Source organism: Chromobacterium alkanivorans (assembly GCF_016937655.1).
Classification (GTDB): Bacteria; Pseudomonadota; Gammaproteobacteria; order Burkholderiales; family Chromobacteriaceae; genus Chromobacterium; species Chromobacterium alkanivorans.
This window is the reverse complement of record NZ_JAFHKL010000017.1, coordinates 51562-67627: the sequence shown is the minus strand read 5'-3', so window position 1 is coordinate 67627 and position 16066 is coordinate 51562. Positions and strand designations below refer to the sequence as shown.

Below are 16066 nucleotides of genomic sequence, written 5' to 3'. Positions count from 1 at the left end.
AAAACCATTAATTATCGGAAGGGGAAGCCGTTTGATTTTCCTGCATGAATTGCCTCAGGCTCAACGGGCGCATATCCGTCCAGTTCTTTTCAATATAGTCCAGACACTGCTGTTCTCCGCCGCTGACGCCAAGCGAACGCCAGCCGGCGGGAATTTCGCGATATTCCGGCCATATCGAATATTGTTCCTCATGATTGACCACCACGATGTATTGGGTTTCGCTGATTGCGTCCTGCGTCATATCCACCTCCATGCCGTCGCTAGAAAATTAAGACAGTTTTCAAATAAATTAATTTACCCAATCAAAACATTGCGAAGAACGTGTTTACGATCTCGCGAGCTAGAGCGAGACAAGGCGAAAACAGCTGAGAAAGCGGAATGTACGAGTGGTACATGAGCATTTCGAAGGTGTTTTCAACGCCGTATCGCCGACGCGCAGCAGATCGCAAACAGGTTCTAATTGGAATTGTTTAAATCGGAGAATACCGACCCACAAACCCGCCAAAGAATATACCGCACAAATTGAATATTTTTACAGACCGAAAAAAATAATCGAAATCAAATCAGGCGCGATAGACGCGCAGCCTGATGGGCGCCGACAACACCTTACCTGGAAAGCCATTGAAATGAGCGTTAGCGATTGGAACGATAACGACCTGGACCTTCTCGACCATTTGCTGGAGCAAGAACTGGACGTCTTGCCCCCGGCTCCGGCGCCCGTCGACGGCGGCGGGCGGATACCGCGCGGCGACGCCGCCTCCGGCCCGCTGTCCTTCCAGCAACAGCGGCTCTGGTTCCTGCACCAGCTCAGCGCCGGCGCCGCCGCCTACAATATCTGCTCCGCCTTCCGCCTCAGCGGCCCGCTGCGGCCGGAAGCGCTGTGCCAGGCCTTCGATTGCGTGGTGGCGCGCCACGCCTCGCTGCGCACCGCCATCCGCGAAGTGGACGGCGCGGCGACTCAGATCCCGCAGCCGGCCGGCCGCGCGCCGATCGAGCGCCTGGACTGGTCCGGCCTGCCGGCCGAGGAAGCCACCTCCCGGCTGGAAGCGCTGGCGCGCCGCGAAAGCGCCCACGCCTTCGACCTGTCCGCCGGCCAACCGCTGCGCATCGCGCTGGCGCGGCTGGCGGCGGACGAACACGCGGTGGTGCTGACCCTGCACCACATCGTCGGCGACGCCTGGTCGCTGGCGGTGCTGATGGACGAAGCGGCCCGCGCCTACGCCGCGCTCAGCCGCGGCCGCGCGCCGGAACTGCCGGAGTTGCCCATCCAGTACCTGGACTACGCGCGCTGGCAGCACGCCTCCGGCCAACAAGAGCGCTGGGACGCCGATCTCGCCTATTGGAAAACCCAGCTGGACGGCCTGCCCACGCTGGAGCTGCCCACCGACAAGCCCCGGCCGCCGGTGCAAGGCTTCGACGGCGCCACCGTGGGCTTCGTCGTATCCGCCGACACCGCCGAACGCCTGCGCCGGCTGGCGGCGGACGAACGCAGCACGCTGTTCTGCCTGCTGCTGTCCGCCTTCCAGGCGCTGCTGGCGCGCCACGCGCGCCAGGACGACCTGGCCATCGGCACCTCGCTGGCCGGACGCGAGCGAGTGGAAACCGAAGCGCTGATCGGCTTCTTCGCCAATATGCTGGTGATCCGCGCCCGCATCGGCCCGGCGGACAGCTTCCGCCAGTTCGCCCGCCGCCAATCGGACACCATGCGCGACGCCGTCGAACACGCCGCGGTGCCCTATGACCAACTGGTCGGCGCGCTGGGCCAGGCCAGCCGCGACCCCAGCCGCAACCCGCTGTTCCAGGTCGCCTTCACCCTGCTCAACATCCCGGCGGCGATGCCGGCGCTGGACGGGCTGCAACTGACCCCGGTGCTGAGCCAGGAAGCCGCCCGCTTCGACCTGGAGCTGTTCATGCGCGAGACCGAGGACGGCCTGTCCGGCGCGTTCTCCTACAACACCGCGCTGTTCGAACGGCTCTCGGTGGAGCGGCTGGCCGAACAGCTGGTGATTCTGCTGGATGCCGCCAGCCGCCGGCCGGACGCGCCGCTAGCCGCGCTGCCGCTGACCACGCCGGCCCAGGCCGCCGCCTTGCTGGCGCTGCCGCTGCGCGCCGCCGCGCCCGGCTGCGAACCGGTGCACCGCGCCTTCAGCCGTTTCGCCGCGCGGCAAGCCGACGCCGCGGCGCTGCACTGCGACGGCCGCGAGCTCAGCTACGGCGAACTGGAACGACTATCCGACGCCGCCGCGCGGCGGCTGGTGGCCGCCGGCGTGCGGCCCGGCGAACCGGTGGGCCTGTGGCTGACGCCCTCGTTCGAAATGCTGATCGGCGTGCTGGCCGCGCTCAAGGCCGGCGCCGGCTACGTGCCGATGGACCCGGCCTACCCCGCCGACCGCATCCGCTACATCCTGGAAGACAGCGGCGCGCGCGCCGTGCTCAGCACCGAGGCGCTGGCGCCCACGCTGCCGCCCTTCGCCGGCCCGCTGCTGACGCTGGACGCGACGGAGCCCGCGCCGGCGGCGGCGCTGCCGGCCGGCGACGACCCGGACGGCCTGGCCTACATCATCTACACCTCCGGCTCCACCGGCCGGCCCAAGGGCGTGGCGGTCAGCCACCGCAACTGCGCGCGGCTGTTCTCCAGCAGCGCCGAGCTGTTCCAGTTCGGCCCGCGCGAAGTGTGGACGCTGTTCCACTCCTACGCCTTCGACTTCTCGGTATGGGAAATCTGGGGCGCGCTGGCCCATGGCGGCGTGCTGCTGATCGTGCCGCCGCTGCTGGCCCGCTCCTCGGACGCCTTCTACCAGCTGCTGTGCCAGGAAAAAGTCACCGTGCTGAGCCAGACTCCGTCGGCCTTCCGCCAATTGATGGCCGCCGAAGAGCTCAATCCCCGCGAAGGCGAGCTGGCGCTGCGCTACGTCGTCTTCGGCGGCGAGGCGCTGGACCTGAGCAGCCTGGAATCCTGGCTGGACCGCCACGGCGACGACTATCCGCAGCTGATCAATATGTACGGCATCACCGAAACCACCGTGCACGTGACCTTCCGCCGCATCGGCCTGCCCGAGATCAAGCGCAAGCTGGGCAGCGTGATCGGCGCGGCGCTGCCCGATCTGTGCATCCGTCTGCTGGACGATGCTCTGCAGCCGGTGCCGCCCGGCATGGTGGGCGAAATCCACGTCGGCGGCGCCGGCGTGGCGCTGGGCTACGTCAATCAGCCGGAACTGAGCGCCCAGCGCTTCATGCCGGACCCGCACCTGGACAGCGGCCTGCGCTTCTATCGCAGCGGCGACCTGGCGCGCGTCACCCCGCGCGGCGATCTGGAATACCGCGGCCGCGCCGATCAACAAGTCAAGCTGCGCGGCTTCCGCATCGAAACCGCCGAAATCCAGGCCTTGCTCAGCCAGCACCCGGCGGTGGCGGAAGCCGCCGTGGTGGTGCGCGGCGACGGCGATCAGGCGCGGCTGGTCGCCTACGTCGCCAAGCGCAGCGGCGTGGACGCCGCCAAGGACAAGGACAAGGGCTGGCTGCCCGCCTTCGACATGATTTACGAGGACGCGCCGGCCGAGGATGCCGACCTCGACCTGGTCGGCTGGACCGACTCCTACGACAACGCGCTGATTCCCGCCGCCCACATGCGGCGCTGGCGCGACGAAATCCTGAGCCGCATCCGCGCGCTGCGCCCGCGCCGGGTGCTGGAAATCGGCGTCGGCAGCGGCATGCTGCTGCTCGCCGTCGCGCCGGACTGCGAGCGCTACCACGGCCTGGACTTCTCCGCCCGCGCGCTGGAGCGCCTGGGCCGCACCGTGGCCGCGCGCGGCCTGGACCAGGTGACGCTGGAGCGGCGCGAAGCCCGCGAGCTGTCCGGCCTGCCCGACGACTTCGACACCGTGATCGTCAACTCGGTGGCGCAATACTTCCCCGACGCCGCCTACTTCCTGGACGTGGTGGACCAGGCGCTGGCGCGACTGCGTCCCGGCGGCAAGCTGCTGCTGGGCGACTTGCGCCACCTGGGCCTGCTGCGCCACTTCCAGGCCAGCCGCCTGCTGCACCGCCTGCCCGCCCTCGCCCACCCGACGCGGGCGGAATTGCGCCGCCAGCTGGACGCGCTGATCGCCGAGGAAAAGGAACTGCTGGTGAACCCGGCGCTGTTCCGCCGCCTGGCGCGCCGCCGCGGCGACATCGCCGGAATTGAAATCCGCCTGAAGGAAGACGGCGGCGACTGCGAACTGACCACCTACCGCTACGACGTGGTGCTGAGCAAGGGCGCGCCGAGCGCCGCCGCCGCACCCGCCGCCGACGCCTCGCGCCTGCGGCCCGGCCTGGCCAACCGCCGCGCCGCCGAGGTCAACCGCTTCCTCGCCTGGCTGGACCAGGACGCGGCCAACAGCGCGGCCGACGACGAAGCCGCCGCCGGCCAGCCCTGGCTAGCGCAAGCCTTGCCCGACGCCGCCGAGCCCGCCGAACTGCTGACCGCGGCCGCCGCCGACGGCCTGTCCGCGCGCCTCAGCTGGAGCGAAAACGCCGTCGACGGCCGCTTCGACCTGGCGCTGGCCGCCGCCTCCGACGCCTTGCCCGCGCTGCCGCTGGAGCGGCTGGACGGGAACGACGACGGCGAGCCCGCCGCCTGCTTCAACACCCCGGCGCAAAGCCAGCCGCTCGACGCGCTGGGGCCGGAATTGCGCCGCCATCTCGCCGCGCGGCTGCCGGACTACATGCTGCCCGCCGCCTTCGTCGTCCTGGACAAGCTGCCGCTGACCCATAGCGGCAAACTGGACGCGCGCGCGCTGCCCGAACCCGGCCAGGCCGAACAGCGCGGCGTCGACGCCGGCGCCCCGCCGCGCGGCCGCGCCGAAAGCGAGGTGGCCCGCATCTGGGGCGAAGTGCTGGGCGTAAGCGGCCTGGGCCGCGAACAGAACTTCTTCGAAGCCGGCGGCCATTCGCTGCTGGCCACCCGGGTCATGTCCCGGCTGCGCGCCGAGTTCGGCGTCGAGCTGCCGCTGCGCGCCTTGTTCGAACACCCGACGGTGGCCGAATTCGCCGTCGCGCTGGCGGAACGCGCGGCGCTGGAAGACCCCGTCGCGCCGGCGGCCGCGCCGGAGCGCCGCATCCCGCTGGCGGACCGCTCGCGGCCGCTGCCGTCCTCCTTCGCCCAGCAGCGCTTCTGGTTCCTGGAGCGGCTGGACCAGGGCGACAACGGCGTCTACAACATCGCCCAGGGCCTGCGCCTGCGCGGCCGCCTGGAGCTGGACGCGCTGCGCGCCGCGCTGGCCGGCGTGGTGCGCCGCCACGAGGCGCTGCGCACCCGCTTCCAGCTGCGCGACGGCGAGCTGCTGCAAATCGTCGACGCCGGCGACGGCCCGGCCTTGCAGGAACAGACGCTGCGCGTGGACGCCGGCGAAAGCCTGGACGCGGCGCTGAGCCGCGCCGCCGAAGCCTTCGCCCGGCCCAAGTTCGACCTGGAGGCCGCGCCGCCGCTGCGCTTCGCCCTGCTGCGCATCGCGCCGGACGACGCCGCGCTGCTGATCGCGCTGCACCACGCCCTGTCCGACGGCTGGTCGCTGGGCGTGCTGGTGCGGGAGTTCGGCGAACTGTACGCCGCCGCGCTGGAGCAACGCCCGCCGCGCCTGCCCGCGCTGCCCATCCAGTACGGCGACTTCGCCCAATGGCAGCGCGACGCGCTGGCCGGCGAGCGCTTCGAGCAACTGCTGGCGCGCTGGAAAACGCGGCTGGCCGACGCCCCGGCGGAACTGGAACTGCTGGGCGACCGGCCGCGCGGCATCGCCGGCGTCGGCCGCCCGCGCCGCGGGCGCTTCGTCCGCTTCGGCTTCTCGCCGGAGCAAACCCAGAGCCTGCGCCGGCTGGCCGAACGCGCCGGCGGCACCCTGTTCATGGTGCTGCTGGCCGGCTACGCCGAGCTGCTGTCGCGCTACAGCGGCCAGCGCGATCTGGTGATAGGCAGCCCCATCGCCAACCGCCAGCACGCGGACCTGGAGGGCCTGATCGGCTGCTTCGTCAACACCCTGGCGCTGCGCGTCGACCTCACCGGCGCGCCCAGCGCGCTGCAATTGCTCTCCCGGGTGCGCGACACGGTGCTGGAAGCCTACGAACTGCAGGACCTGCCCTTCGAAACCATCGTCGACGCGCTGCGGCTGGAACGCTCGCTGGCGCGCAACCCGCTGTTCCAGACCATGCTGGTGCTGCAAAACGCGCCGCTGGACACCCTGCGCCTGCCGGGGCTGGAACTGGAAACGCTGTCCAGCGGCGACAGCTCGCCGCGCTTCGACCTGACCCTGACCCTGCACGAAGCCGACGGCGGCCTGCAGGCGATGCTGGAATACGACGTCGATCTGTTCGAGGACGCCGGCGCGCGCCGGCTGGCCTGCCGGCTGCAACGCTTGCTGCTGGCCATGGCCGAGCGGCCGGAACGGCCGCTGGCCAGCCTGGCGCTGCTGGACGCGGACGAAGCCCGGCTGCTGCTGGCGGACGACGGCCGCACACCGTCCGCGCCGGCCACCCTGCTGCCCCTGATCGAGGCCAGCGCCGCCGCCGCGCCGGACGCGACCGCCTTGAGCGACGAGCGCCTGAGCCTGAGCTACGGCGAACTCAACCGCCGCGCCAACCAGCTGGCGCGGCGCCTGATCGCCGACGGCGTCGGCCCGGAAGACATCGTCGCCATCGCGCTGCCGCGCGGCGCCGACACCGTGGTGGCCATGCTGGCCGCGCTGAAAGCCGGCGCCGCCTATCTGCCGCTGGACCTGGACTACCCGCCGGCCCGCCTCGCCTTCATGCTGCGCGACGCCGCCCCGCACCGGGTGCTGACCCTGGCCGGCGCGGCGCTGCCGGACGGCGCGGCGCGGCTGGACCTGGACGACCCGGCCTTGCGACAAGAACTGGCCGCGCTGCCGGACGGCAACCCCGCCGACCACGAGCGCGTCCGCCCGCTGCTGCCCAGCCACCCCGCCTACCTGATCTACACCTCGGGCTCCACCGGCGCCCCCAAGGGCGCGGTGATCCAGCACGGCAACCTTTACGCCTCCACCGCCGCCCGGCTCGCCTTCTACCCGGCGGAGCTGTCGCGGCCGGGCACCGCCTTCCTGCTGCTGCCCTCCTTCTCCTTCGATAGCTCGGTGGCGCTGCTGTTCTGGTCGCTGGCCTGCGGTGGCCGGCTGATCATCAGCCGCGCCGGCGGCCAGCTGGAACCCGGCTATCTGGCCGGCCTGGTGGAGCGCGAGCGGGCCGAGGTCTGGCTCAGCCTGCCCTCGCTGTACCGGACCGTGGCCCAGACCCAGCCCGCCGGCTGGGGCGGATCGCTGCGCGCGGTGCTGTTCGGCGGCGAAGCGGTGTCGACCGACGACCTGATAGGCGAAGGCCGGCGCTTCTACAATGAATACGGCCCCACCGAGGCCACCGTCTGGGGCACCGCCACGGAAATCGTCGCGCGCGACGGCCAAGCCATCGACATCGGCCGCGCCATCCCCGGCTACCGCGCCTACATCCTGGACCAGGCCTTGCAGCCGACGCCGCCGGGCCTCGCCGGCGAACTCTATCTCGCCGGCCCCGGCGTCGCCCGGGGTTATCTGGGCCGCCCGCGGCTGACCGCCGAGCGCTTCCTGCCCAACCCCTTCCGCGACGGCGAGCGGCTCTACCGCACCGGCGACCGCGCGCGCTGGCTGGCCGACGGCCGCATCGAATACCTGGGCCGCGGCGACCAACAGCTGAAGCTGCGCGGCTACCGCATCGAAACCGGCGAGATCGAAGCCGCGCTCCGCGCGCAGCCCGGCATCGCCGCCGCCGCGGTGGCCCTGCACCACGCGCCGCCCGCCGCCGCGCGGCTGGTGGGCTATCTGGTGCCGACGGACGGCGAGGCGGACACCGCCGCGCTGCGCCGCGCGCTGGCCGAGCAATTGCCGGAATACATGATTCCCGGCGCCTGGGTCAGCCTGCCGGCGCTGCCTCAAACACCCAACGGCAAGCTGGACCGCCGCGCGCTGCCGGCGCCGGAGCTGGCCGCGCGCGCCTACCAGGCGCCGCGCACCCCGCTGGAGGAACAACTGGCCGCGCTGTTCGCCGCCACGCTGGGCCTGCCGCGCATCGGCGTGGACGACAGCTTCTTCGACATGGGCGGCCACTCGCTGCTGACCCTGCAACTGCTGTCCCGCGTCCGCGAGGAGCTGGGCGTGGAACTGCCGCTGGCCTCGCTGTTCACCTCCGGCACCGTCGCCGAGTTCGCTCGGCTGGTTCAGGAGGCCGGCCAGGCCTCCGCGCCGTCGGTGCTGGTGCCGATACGCCCGGACGGCGACGAGGCCACCTTGCTTCTGGTCCACGACGGCTCCGGCCAGATCATCGGCTATCAAAAACTGGTGGAGCGGCTGTCGCCGCGCTGGCGCGTCTACGGCCTGCAAGCGGCGGGGCTGGACCCGGCCGTCGCCGCCGACGACAGCGTGGCGGCGATGGCCGCGCGCTACGCCGCCGCGGTGCGGCAAGCCGGCCTGCCCGGACCGCTGATCCTGGCCGGCCACTCCTTCGGCGCCGCGGTGGCGGCGGAACTGGCGCGGCGGCTGGTGGAGGCCGGCGTCGAAGTGCGCCTGCTGGCGGCGCTGGACGCGCCGCCGCGCCCGGACGCCGGCTTCCTGAGCGAACTGCCGCAGGACGAGGCCGGGCTGCTGCACTACATGGCCCGCACCGTGGAAATCGCCACCGGCAAAGCGCTGGCCGTCTCGGAAGAGCAGCTGCGGCCGCTGGACCGCGCCGGGCGCTTCGCGCTGCTGAGCCGGCAAGTGCAGGCCTCCGGCCTGTTCCCGCAAGGCATGGACCCGCGCCGGGTGGAAGCGATGTTCGACGTCTACCGCGCCAACCTGCTCAGCCTGCGCGGCCACCAGCCGCAAACCGCGCCCTGCCCGGTGGCGCTGTGGGTCACCGACGGGCTGGCCGCCGCCGCGGACGAGCCGGCCGACCTCGGCTGGTCCGGCTACGCCGCCGGCCCGGTCCAGGTGTTCCGCGCCGCCGGGCAACACGCCGACATGCTGCGCGAGCCGCATGTGGCCGGCCTGGCGGAAAGCCTGGAGCGCGCGATGAGGGCCCGCCATGACTAAGCCCATGCCCGCCGCCCAGCCCGCGCTCTGGCGCGACCGGCGCTTTCTCTGGCTCACCGCCGCCTGGTTCTGCGCCATCCTGGGCCAGCAGACCGCGCTGATCGCCCTGCCCTGGCTGGTGCTGCAACGGGGCGGCGACGGCCTCGCCCTCGGCCTGATCGTCACCGCCATGGAATTGCCGCGCGCGGTGTTCATCATCGTCGGCGGCGCGGTGGCGGACCGGCACTCGCCGCGGCGGGTGTTCCAGTGCTCGCTGCTATGCTGCGCGGCGCTGCTGGCCTTGCTCGGCTACGCCGCCTACCGCGGCGGGCTGCCGCTGGCCTGGCTCTACCCCTTCGCCGCGGCGATGGGCGTGGTCGCCGCCTTCACCGGGCCGTCGGCCGCCGCGCTGCTGCCCAACACCGTGCCGGAAGAAAAGCTGCAACAGGCCAACTCCGTGTTCATGGCGGTCAACCAGCTCACCCTGCTGACCGGCCCCATGCTGGCCGGCGCGCTGATCGCCCTGCCCGGCGTCCGCGCCGGCGGCGGCCTCAGCCTCGCCTTCCTGCTGGGCGCCGCCTGCTTCCTGAGCGCCGGCCTGATGCTCAGCCGGCTGCGGCCGCGCGTCGTCGCCGCGCCGGCGCAATCGGCGCAGTCCGCCGCCGGCATCCTGCGCGCCATCCGCCGCGGCGCCGCCTGGACCTGGGGCGACGCCACCCTGCGCGCGCTGTTCTTCTACTGGGCGGTGATCGCCTTCCTGACCGCCGGCCCGATCCAGATCGGCCTGCCGCTGCTGGTCAAGAACGCGATGGGCCTGGACGCCGGCCACTTCGGCACCCTGCTGTCCGCGCAAGGCGCCGGCAGCCTGCTGGGCATGGCCGTGCTCGGCCTGCTGCCGCCCAAGGCCCTGGGCCGGCTGGGATGGATGGTGTTCTGCGCCGACGCGCTGATGGGCGCGCTGATCATAGTCTTGGGCCTGTCCCTTGCGTTTGCCGCCAGTTGCGCGATGATGTTCCTGATCGGCCTGTTGGGCGGCCTGGTGCAAGTCCGGCTGATGGCCTGGATCCAGGCCCGCATCCCGGCGGAAATGCGCGGCCGGGTAATGAGTTTCTTGATGTTCATGATGGCGGCGGTCACGCCCTTGTCCACCACGCTGGCCGGCGTCAGCCTGGCCTCGGCGCCGGTGCGCACCTTGTTCGTCGGCGCCGGCCTGCTGCTGATCGGCGTCGCCGTGCTGGCGCTGTGCAGCCCCCGGCTGCGCGCCATCGGCGCGCCCGACGGCCCCGGCGCGGCGGACCTCCGCCCCAGCCCTTCCCTGCAAACCGGAGACTGAATCGATGCACCCCTCACCCTGGCTCCAGCGCCAGCCCTGCAGCCAGCCGCCGCGGCTGCGCCTGTACTGCTTTCCCTACGCCGGCGGCCACGCCGGCGCCTATGCCGGCTGGCAAGGCAAGCTGCCTGCCGAAGTGGAAGTCTGCGCCGCGCAACTGCCCGGCCGCGCCGCCCGCTTCCGCGAGGCCGGCTTCAAGGCGCTGCCGCCGCTGGTGGAAGCGCTGGCGCGGGAACTGCCCTTGGACGACCCGCTGCCCTTCGCCTTCTTCGGCCACAGCATGGGCGGGCTGATCGCCTTCGAACTGACGCGGCTGCTGCGCGCCCAGGGCCGGCCGCTGCCGCAAAGGCTGATCGTGTCCGGCTGCGACGCGCCGCAACACCGCCAGCCGCCGCGCATGCTGCACCGGATGGACAACGACGGCTTCATCGACGCGCTGCGCGACTACAACGGCACCCCGGCGGAAATCCTGGCCAACCGGGAAATGATGGACCTGCTGTTGCCCACGCTGCGCACCGACTTCGAACTGGTGGAAACCTATAGTTACCAGCCGGCCCCGCCGCTGAGCCTGCCCATCACCGTGCTGGCCGGCCGCGGCGACCGTCAACGCCTGCCGGAGCAAACCGAGGGCTGGCAGCGGGAAACCGCCTCGCCCTCGCGCGTCCACTGGTTCGACGGCGACCACTTCTTCATCGCCAGCGCCCGGGACGCCGTGCTCGCCCATCTCAACAGCGAACTCGCCGACGCGCTGTCCAGCCCCGCCGCCGCCATGCCGGAACCCGCCTGAACCGCAGTCGTCCGACGCGAGGCCGAGCGCAAACACGCCCGGCCTCGCGTCGCCTCCATGGCAGACGCCCGCCCCTTGCCACCCCGCCGCAGGCGCGTGATAATCCCGCCGTGCTGTACTTCAGCACCGGGCTTGGCAGCCCGAACCAGTAAGGCGGACAGCCGCCGCACGCGGCATTTTTACGTCCGTTGCACACCACAGGGTAAGTCTTACGCTAAGGCTGGCCGTGGTGGGGGCGTGCTTGCACGCGCCGGGTCCTTACTGCCGGTCTGCCAACCCTGCCACGCGCCTGTCTCCACGCTTGGCAGCGAAGGGGCAGGTTTAATGCTCAGTAAGGAGTCATCACCATGACTAGCCCCGTTCAATCCCATTCCCACCACATCCCATCGCTATCCACCTTGCTGCTCCAGCTGAAAAGCTTGCGTCAGCAGGACGCCACGCTCCACCCCATTGACCCGCTATTGCGGCAACTCGACGAGTACTGCGAACACTTCGATCACAGCCTTCATCTGCTCAGCCTGGAATTCAATCAAGTCAGCACCGCCTTGTCGGCGCTGGCGGCGATGCTGGAGCAATCCAAGCTAGACACGCTGGAATGCGAGCAGGTGTATTGCCTGCTGGAACCCTTCGCCCACCGCTTGCAACAGACTACGATGCAAATGCAGGAACTGGCCTGAGCCTTATAAACGACCAAAGCCCCGGATGGGGCTTTGGGGAGAGGCTTGGGCTTTAAGCTGCGATGCGTCTAAAGGCAGTGTTGCCAAGGTGCCGCGTGGACAAGCCTTGTGGATTAGCCACGCTACTTGTTGAAAAACCAGAAGTCATACCAAGCGGATTATGCAAAAAACAGTTAACTGACAAGATGGCATCTACTTGCTTCACTGACACCCTAGGCTGAGAGCTGTTTCATCCAACCTTGGCACAGACCTCCCAAAATAAAAGGCCGCATATGCGGCCTTGACCTCAAGAGCGAGAAACAAAGAATTTCTGCCCTGTCTCCTTATCCCTCAAAACGTCTACACCGTCGTCATGTTGCACAAACTCTAGATTGGGTGGAATATCATCTCCCATCACGAACCTGCTGTTAGCTGTTAAAGACTCTGCGTAACTCCACCCCTCCGGAGCCACTACGCCAGAATTCTTAGTAGGCTGTGCACAACAAACTGCAATCGGCTGGCGAGGATTATTATCCCAATCAGTGTGACCAAAATCAATCCAATCACAAGAAACCATAGGACCACGATTTTGACCAACGATCACTATATCAACAGGCACGCCACCAGCATCTCGATATACCAGACCTCTTCCACTCAAGAAATCCACATAACTTTTAGTGTCATGCGGATTCATAAAATGCACGCAGGCCAACTCTCCATCCGATCGGAGCGTTTTATTGGGGAGTGCATTCATAAACTCAGCAACACCTCCGAATGCCTTTTCGGCAATTGAGCGGCAACGAATTACCACCGAGATACCTTCAATCAACACTGCCATCATTGCTCCAATTCATCGTAGGCGCCTTGCTCTTTGCCACTGAATAAACGCCTGCTCATCTGGCGCATTACCCATGGCTTCATAGAACTGAACTCTATCCGCCATCGACAAGGACTCTTCACGGTGAAAGAACTCTGCGGTTTGCACGGACAAGTCGTACGACGAGCAGAACACAGGGTCAGTAAATTTCTTATAATATCCATTCACAAGGTTTACGGCCTCTGCCTCAGTATGCCCATACTCCTTTTTCAGCTGCCGAGCAGTTCGCTCAAACAACCAAACCTCATCTTCATCATCTGATGATATCAACAGTTGCATCGGCATATTACTTTCCTTGCATATATCTACTGAACAAGTCTACCGCATTCTGTGTGTGAAGACTTTTTTGATCACCTCTGCCTGGCAACGTTCTTATTCCCCCTTTTTTAACACCACCAAGCATTGTCCCCGTCACCATATCAAACGTATATCCCCACTCATCTGGAGGCAGATACAGCGCAGTTCGTAGGGTGGGCAAATCCTGATTTGCCCACACACCAAACGTGACCTCGCGTGAGCAAGCCCTGCGGCTTGCTCTACCCTACTTGCCCAACATGTAGGCATAATCTCTAGAAGAACCTACCCTACAGACAAGGAATTGGTGATAAACGTAATCAGCCCATCCGACGAAGGAGATCCTGCTCAATTTTCTCCAGCAGCCCCTGATCAAAAACCCCATCCTCACGCAGAAAATAGTTCCCAATCTGACCATCGTGACGAACTGTGATGGGAACCCCATGCGATCTCAAGACCCATCTACGCATATAGATATCATCATTGGACTCCGACACTTCCGCCTCCCAATATATTTGCAGATATTCGACAAACGAGTCAAAACCATCCCACGCCGGGTCAAACTCGAGATGGTACTCAACCTCTCCTTTATCATTTCTTCCTTTCAAAACAGGGGGCATACTCATCTTCCCTTACTCCAATCCATATCGGCGATTAACTTTCTCTCGAGTCTTTTGCGATCTTTGCAAAATATTACGACAGACATCTTCACCGGATCACTCTGAGCTTTGCTTAAGTTGAATCATCTGATTTCACCTCGCATTTAGCTATTATCGAATCAACCTATCAGTTTTTAGGGTAGGCAAGTCTTCATTTGTCCACCCGGCAAATGTGACCTCGCGTGAGCAAACTCTTGGGCTTTCCCACCCTAACTTGCTACATGACCCGCCATTACGCCCACTCGACGAGTACTGCCAACAGTTCGAACACCATGCCCGCCTGATCAGCCTGGAACTCGGCCAGGTCCGCAGCGCCCTGAGCACGCTGGCAGCAATACTGGAACTACCCAATCTCGACACGCTGGAATGCGAGCAGGTGTATTGCCTGCTGGAGCCCTTCGCCCACCGCTTGCAACAAACCACGATGCAAATGCAGGAATTGGCCTGAGCCTTATAAACGACCAAAGCCCCGGTAGGGTCTTTGGCCGGAAGATCGAGCTTAGCATGTTGGCATGAAGCGACATCCGGAATCCCCCCGCTCGCGGCCATGTGAAATTTTTTTCAAAAGTGCTTGACGCTCAAAAGCCGGATCTATATTATTCCGCTTCTCGCAAGACACAACGTCTCGCAAGACAGCGCACCCGTAGCTCAGTTGGATAGAGTATCTGGCTACGAACCAGAGGGTCGGGCGTTCGAATCGCTCCGGGTGCGCCACAACTTAAAGTGTCCCTATAGTTTAGCGGTTAGAACACCGCCCTTTCACGGCGGTAGCCGGGGTTCGATTCCCCGTGGGGACGCCACTAGCACCCGTAGCTCAGTTGGATAGAGTATCTGGCTACGAACCAGAGGGTCGGGCGTTCGAATCGCTCCGGGTGCGCCACAATTTAAGTCCCTATAGTTTAGCGGTTAGAACACCGCCCTTTCACGGCGGTAGCCGGGGTTCGATTCCCCGTGGGGACGCCAGCTTTCTCAAGAAGCCCGTCATGGCAACATGACGGGTTTTTTGTCGTCCGCGCGAACCAAACCACCAAGGCAAACGGCTTGCCGCGCACGCCGCCCGCAATAGCCACCTGGTTTGCATTGATTCGCACAAGACCATTCTCACACAAACCAATAACCCCTCCTCAGCTTGCGCCTGGGAGCCCAGCCTCGCGGGCTAAGGCGCACTCACCAGGTAACGCTCCACAAGGCGCAACAGATCGTGAACAGCTTCTTAGAGCCTGTTCAAATCCTCGCGAGCAAGGGCGAGACAAGGCGAAAACGAGCGAAAAAGCGGAATGTACGAGTGATACATGAGCATTTTGAGTTCGTTTTCAACGCCGTATCGCTGAAGCGCAGCAGACTTTGAACAGGTTCTTAGCTCTCTGCCCAAGCCAAGGTCGCCCGATACCCGTCCGGCGCCTCCAGCGCCCAGGCCCTTGTCGCCGGCCAGCGCTCGGGAGCGGCAATCCGCAACGGCAGTTCGCTGCGCGTCAGTTCCAGCGCCTCAAACGCGGACAAATGCTGGGCGATGCCCACGCCCCAGGCTTTCAGCACCGCCTCCTTGATGGTCCACAGCTGAAAAAAAGCCTCCACGTCCCGGCCATGCCGGCATAGCTCCAGCTCCCCCGGCAGCAAGGTCTGCTCCGCCAGCGCCGGCACGTCGCGCATCGGCTGCACCGTTTCGATGTCCACGCCCACCTGGCCGCCGCGCCCGATGGCGATCAGCGCGTAGGCGCCGGAATGAGACACGTTGAAAACCGGCGCAGCCGCCCAGTCCAAAGCCGGCTTGCCGTGCTCGCCCTGCTCAAACCGCAGCGCGTCCGGCGCCAGGCCGGTTTCTTGCGCCAGCAAACGCCGCAAGGCCAGCCGGGTCAGGCCAAACTGCAACTGATTGATGGTGCGCAGATAGCGCAGGCAGCGCTTGCGCTCGTCCGGACTCAAGCCCGCCAGCAGCGCCTCGTCCACCGGCCAATCCACATCCAGCCGCACACGGTACAACAGCAAGCCCTGCGGAGCCCCCGCCGGGCAAGGCAAGGGCTTGATCAAAGCGTTCAGTTCCATCCGCCTCTCCGCGCAAAAACCGCCATTATCCCTAGCCCGCAGCGGCTCAACCAGGCCATTTGTGACCATCCCGCTACAATTTGGCACTTTTCATGCGTAATAATCACATTTCTTGGTTGAACTCGATAATGAGAATCGTTACCATTTGGCTATGGATAAATTCATGCACGCCCACACTGCCTCCAAGCCCGGCACCGGAACCGGCGCTGCCAGCCTGCCCCCGGTGCTGCGCAGCTGCGAGTTGTTCGCCAAAGGCAGAGAAATCCTGATCGAGCATCAGGGCGAGATGTACCGCTTGCAGTTAACGCGCAACGGCAAGCTCATCCTGATCAAATAGGTCCCAGACCACACACAC

The 16066-nt window shown here is 66.5% G+C and carries 11 protein-coding genes and 4 tRNA genes; 10 read left to right on the top strand and 5 right to left on the bottom strand.

Features of this window, described 5'->3' with window-relative positions:
- Positions 1-7: 7 nt before the first annotated feature.
- On the bottom strand, positions 8-241 hold the full coding sequence (locus tag JW897_RS22265; RefSeq protein WP_048414436.1) for an MbtH family protein: 234 nt from the start codon (positions 239-241) through the stop codon (positions 8-10).
- 385 nt (positions 242-626) lie between these two features.
- Here JW897_RS22265 and hmlG point away from each other — a divergent pair, with 385 nt between their 5' ends.
- From hmlG to JW897_RS22245, 4 genes are all read left to right on the top strand, one after another.
- On the top strand, positions 627-9086 hold the full coding sequence (gene hmlG, locus JW897_RS22260) for a jagaricin-like haemolysin non-ribosomal peptide synthetase HmlG (RefSeq protein ID WP_205467678.1): 8460 nt from the start codon (positions 627-629) through the stop codon (positions 9084-9086).
- Positions 9079-10398, top strand: a complete 1320-nt coding sequence (gene hmlH / locus JW897_RS22255; RefSeq protein WP_205467677.1) for a jagaricin export MFS transporter HmlH — start codon at positions 9079-9081, stop codon at positions 10396-10398. The genes hmlG and hmlH overlap by 8 nt, the downstream gene beginning before the upstream one ends.
- A 4-nt stretch (positions 10399-10402) precedes the next feature.
- A complete protein-coding gene (locus tag JW897_RS22250; protein ID WP_205467676.1) occupies positions 10403-11182 on the top strand; it encodes a thioesterase II family protein in 780 nt (259 codons plus the stop codon).
- A gap of 347 nt (positions 11183-11529) precedes the next feature.
- A complete protein-coding gene (locus tag JW897_RS22245) occupies positions 11530-11859 on the top strand; it encodes a hypothetical protein (protein WP_205467675.1) in 330 nt (109 codons plus the stop codon).
- 286 nt (positions 11860-12145) lie between these two features.
- On the opposite strand, the gene JW897_RS22240 is transcribed toward JW897_RS22245, so the two are convergent.
- From JW897_RS22240 to JW897_RS22230, 3 genes are all read right to left on the bottom strand, one after another.
- Complete coding sequence (locus JW897_RS22240; protein ID WP_205467674.1) at positions 12146-12679, bottom strand: hypothetical protein; 534 nt, start codon at positions 12677-12679, stop codon at positions 12146-12148.
- A 9-nt stretch (positions 12680-12688) separates the two neighbouring features.
- The gene (locus JW897_RS22235) at positions 12689-13000 is read right to left on the bottom strand and encodes a hypothetical protein (RefSeq protein WP_205467673.1); all 312 of its coding nucleotides are present in this window, start codon (positions 12998-13000) and stop codon (positions 12689-12691) included.
- 329 nt (positions 13001-13329) lie between these two features.
- On the bottom strand, positions 13330-13635 hold the full coding sequence (locus JW897_RS22230; protein WP_205467672.1) for a hypothetical protein: 306 nt from the start codon (positions 13633-13635) through the stop codon (positions 13330-13332).
- A 247-nt stretch (positions 13636-13882) separates the two neighbouring features.
- Between JW897_RS22230 and JW897_RS22225 the strand changes: the two genes are divergently transcribed.
- The 5 genes from JW897_RS22225 (at position 13883) to JW897_RS22205 (ending at position 14631) form a co-directional block, all read left to right on the top strand.
- Entirely contained in the window at positions 13883-14116 is a 234-nt protein-coding gene (locus JW897_RS22225) for a DUF1484 family protein (RefSeq protein WP_205467671.1), read from the top strand.
- A gap of 189 nt (positions 14117-14305) precedes the next feature.
- Positions 14306-14382: transfer RNA gene (locus JW897_RS22220), tRNA-Arg, on the top strand.
- An 11-nt stretch (positions 14383-14393) separates the two neighbouring features.
- Positions 14394-14468, top strand: a tRNA-Glu gene (locus tag JW897_RS22215).
- A 3-nt stretch (positions 14469-14471) separates the two neighbouring features.
- Positions 14472-14548, top strand: a tRNA-Arg gene (locus JW897_RS22210).
- A gap of 8 nt (positions 14549-14556) precedes the next feature.
- Positions 14557-14631 (top strand) — tRNA-Glu (locus tag JW897_RS22205).
- Between the two features lie 393 nt (positions 14632-15024).
- On the opposite strand, the gene JW897_RS22200 is transcribed toward JW897_RS22205, so the two are convergent.
- Positions 15025-15711, bottom strand: coding sequence for a 4'-phosphopantetheinyl transferase family protein (locus tag JW897_RS22200; RefSeq protein WP_205467670.1), 687 nt, complete (start codon positions 15709-15711; stop codon positions 15025-15027).
- A 163-nt stretch (positions 15712-15874) separates the two neighbouring features.
- Between JW897_RS22200 and hemP the strand changes: the two genes are divergently transcribed.
- On the top strand, positions 15875-16048 hold the full coding sequence (gene hemP, locus JW897_RS22195; protein ID WP_205467669.1) for a hemin uptake protein HemP: 174 nt from the start codon (positions 15875-15877) through the stop codon (positions 16046-16048).
- The last annotated feature ends 18 nt before the right edge of the window (positions 16049-16066 follow it).

Excerpts from the sequence above, each read along its gene's own strand:
- JW897_RS22265 (WP_048414436.1), bottom strand. The coding sequence starts at position 241 with ATGACGCAGGACGCAATCAGCGAAACCCAATACATCGTGGTGGTCAAT.
- hmlG (WP_205467678.1), top strand. The coding sequence starts at position 627 with ATGAGCGTTAGCGATTGGAACGATAACGACCTGGACCTTCTCGACCAT.
- hmlH (WP_205467677.1), top strand. The coding sequence starts at position 9,079 with ATGACTAAGCCCATGCCCGCCGCCCAGCCCGCGCTCTGGCGCGACCGG.
- JW897_RS22250 (WP_205467676.1), top strand. The coding sequence starts at position 10,403 with ATGCACCCCTCACCCTGGCTCCAGCGCCAGCCCTGCAGCCAGCCGCCG.
- JW897_RS22245 (WP_205467675.1), top strand. The coding sequence starts at position 11,530 with ATGACTAGCCCCGTTCAATCCCATTCCCACCACATCCCATCGCTATCC.
- JW897_RS22240 (WP_205467674.1), bottom strand. The coding sequence starts at position 12,679 with ATGATGGCAGTGTTGATTGAAGGTATCTCGGTGGTAATTCGTTGCCGC.
- JW897_RS22235 (WP_205467673.1), bottom strand. The coding sequence starts at position 13,000 with ATGCCGATGCAACTGTTGATATCATCAGATGATGAAGATGAGGTTTGG.
- JW897_RS22230 (WP_205467672.1), bottom strand. The coding sequence starts at position 13,635 with ATGAGTATGCCCCCTGTTTTGAAAGGAAGAAATGATAAAGGAGAGGTT.
- JW897_RS22200 (WP_205467670.1), bottom strand. The coding sequence starts at position 15,711 with ATGGAACTGAACGCTTTGATCAAGCCCTTGCCTTGCCCGGCGGGGGCT.
- hemP (WP_205467669.1), top strand. The coding sequence starts at position 15,875 with ATGCACGCCCACACTGCCTCCAAGCCCGGCACCGGAACCGGCGCTGCC.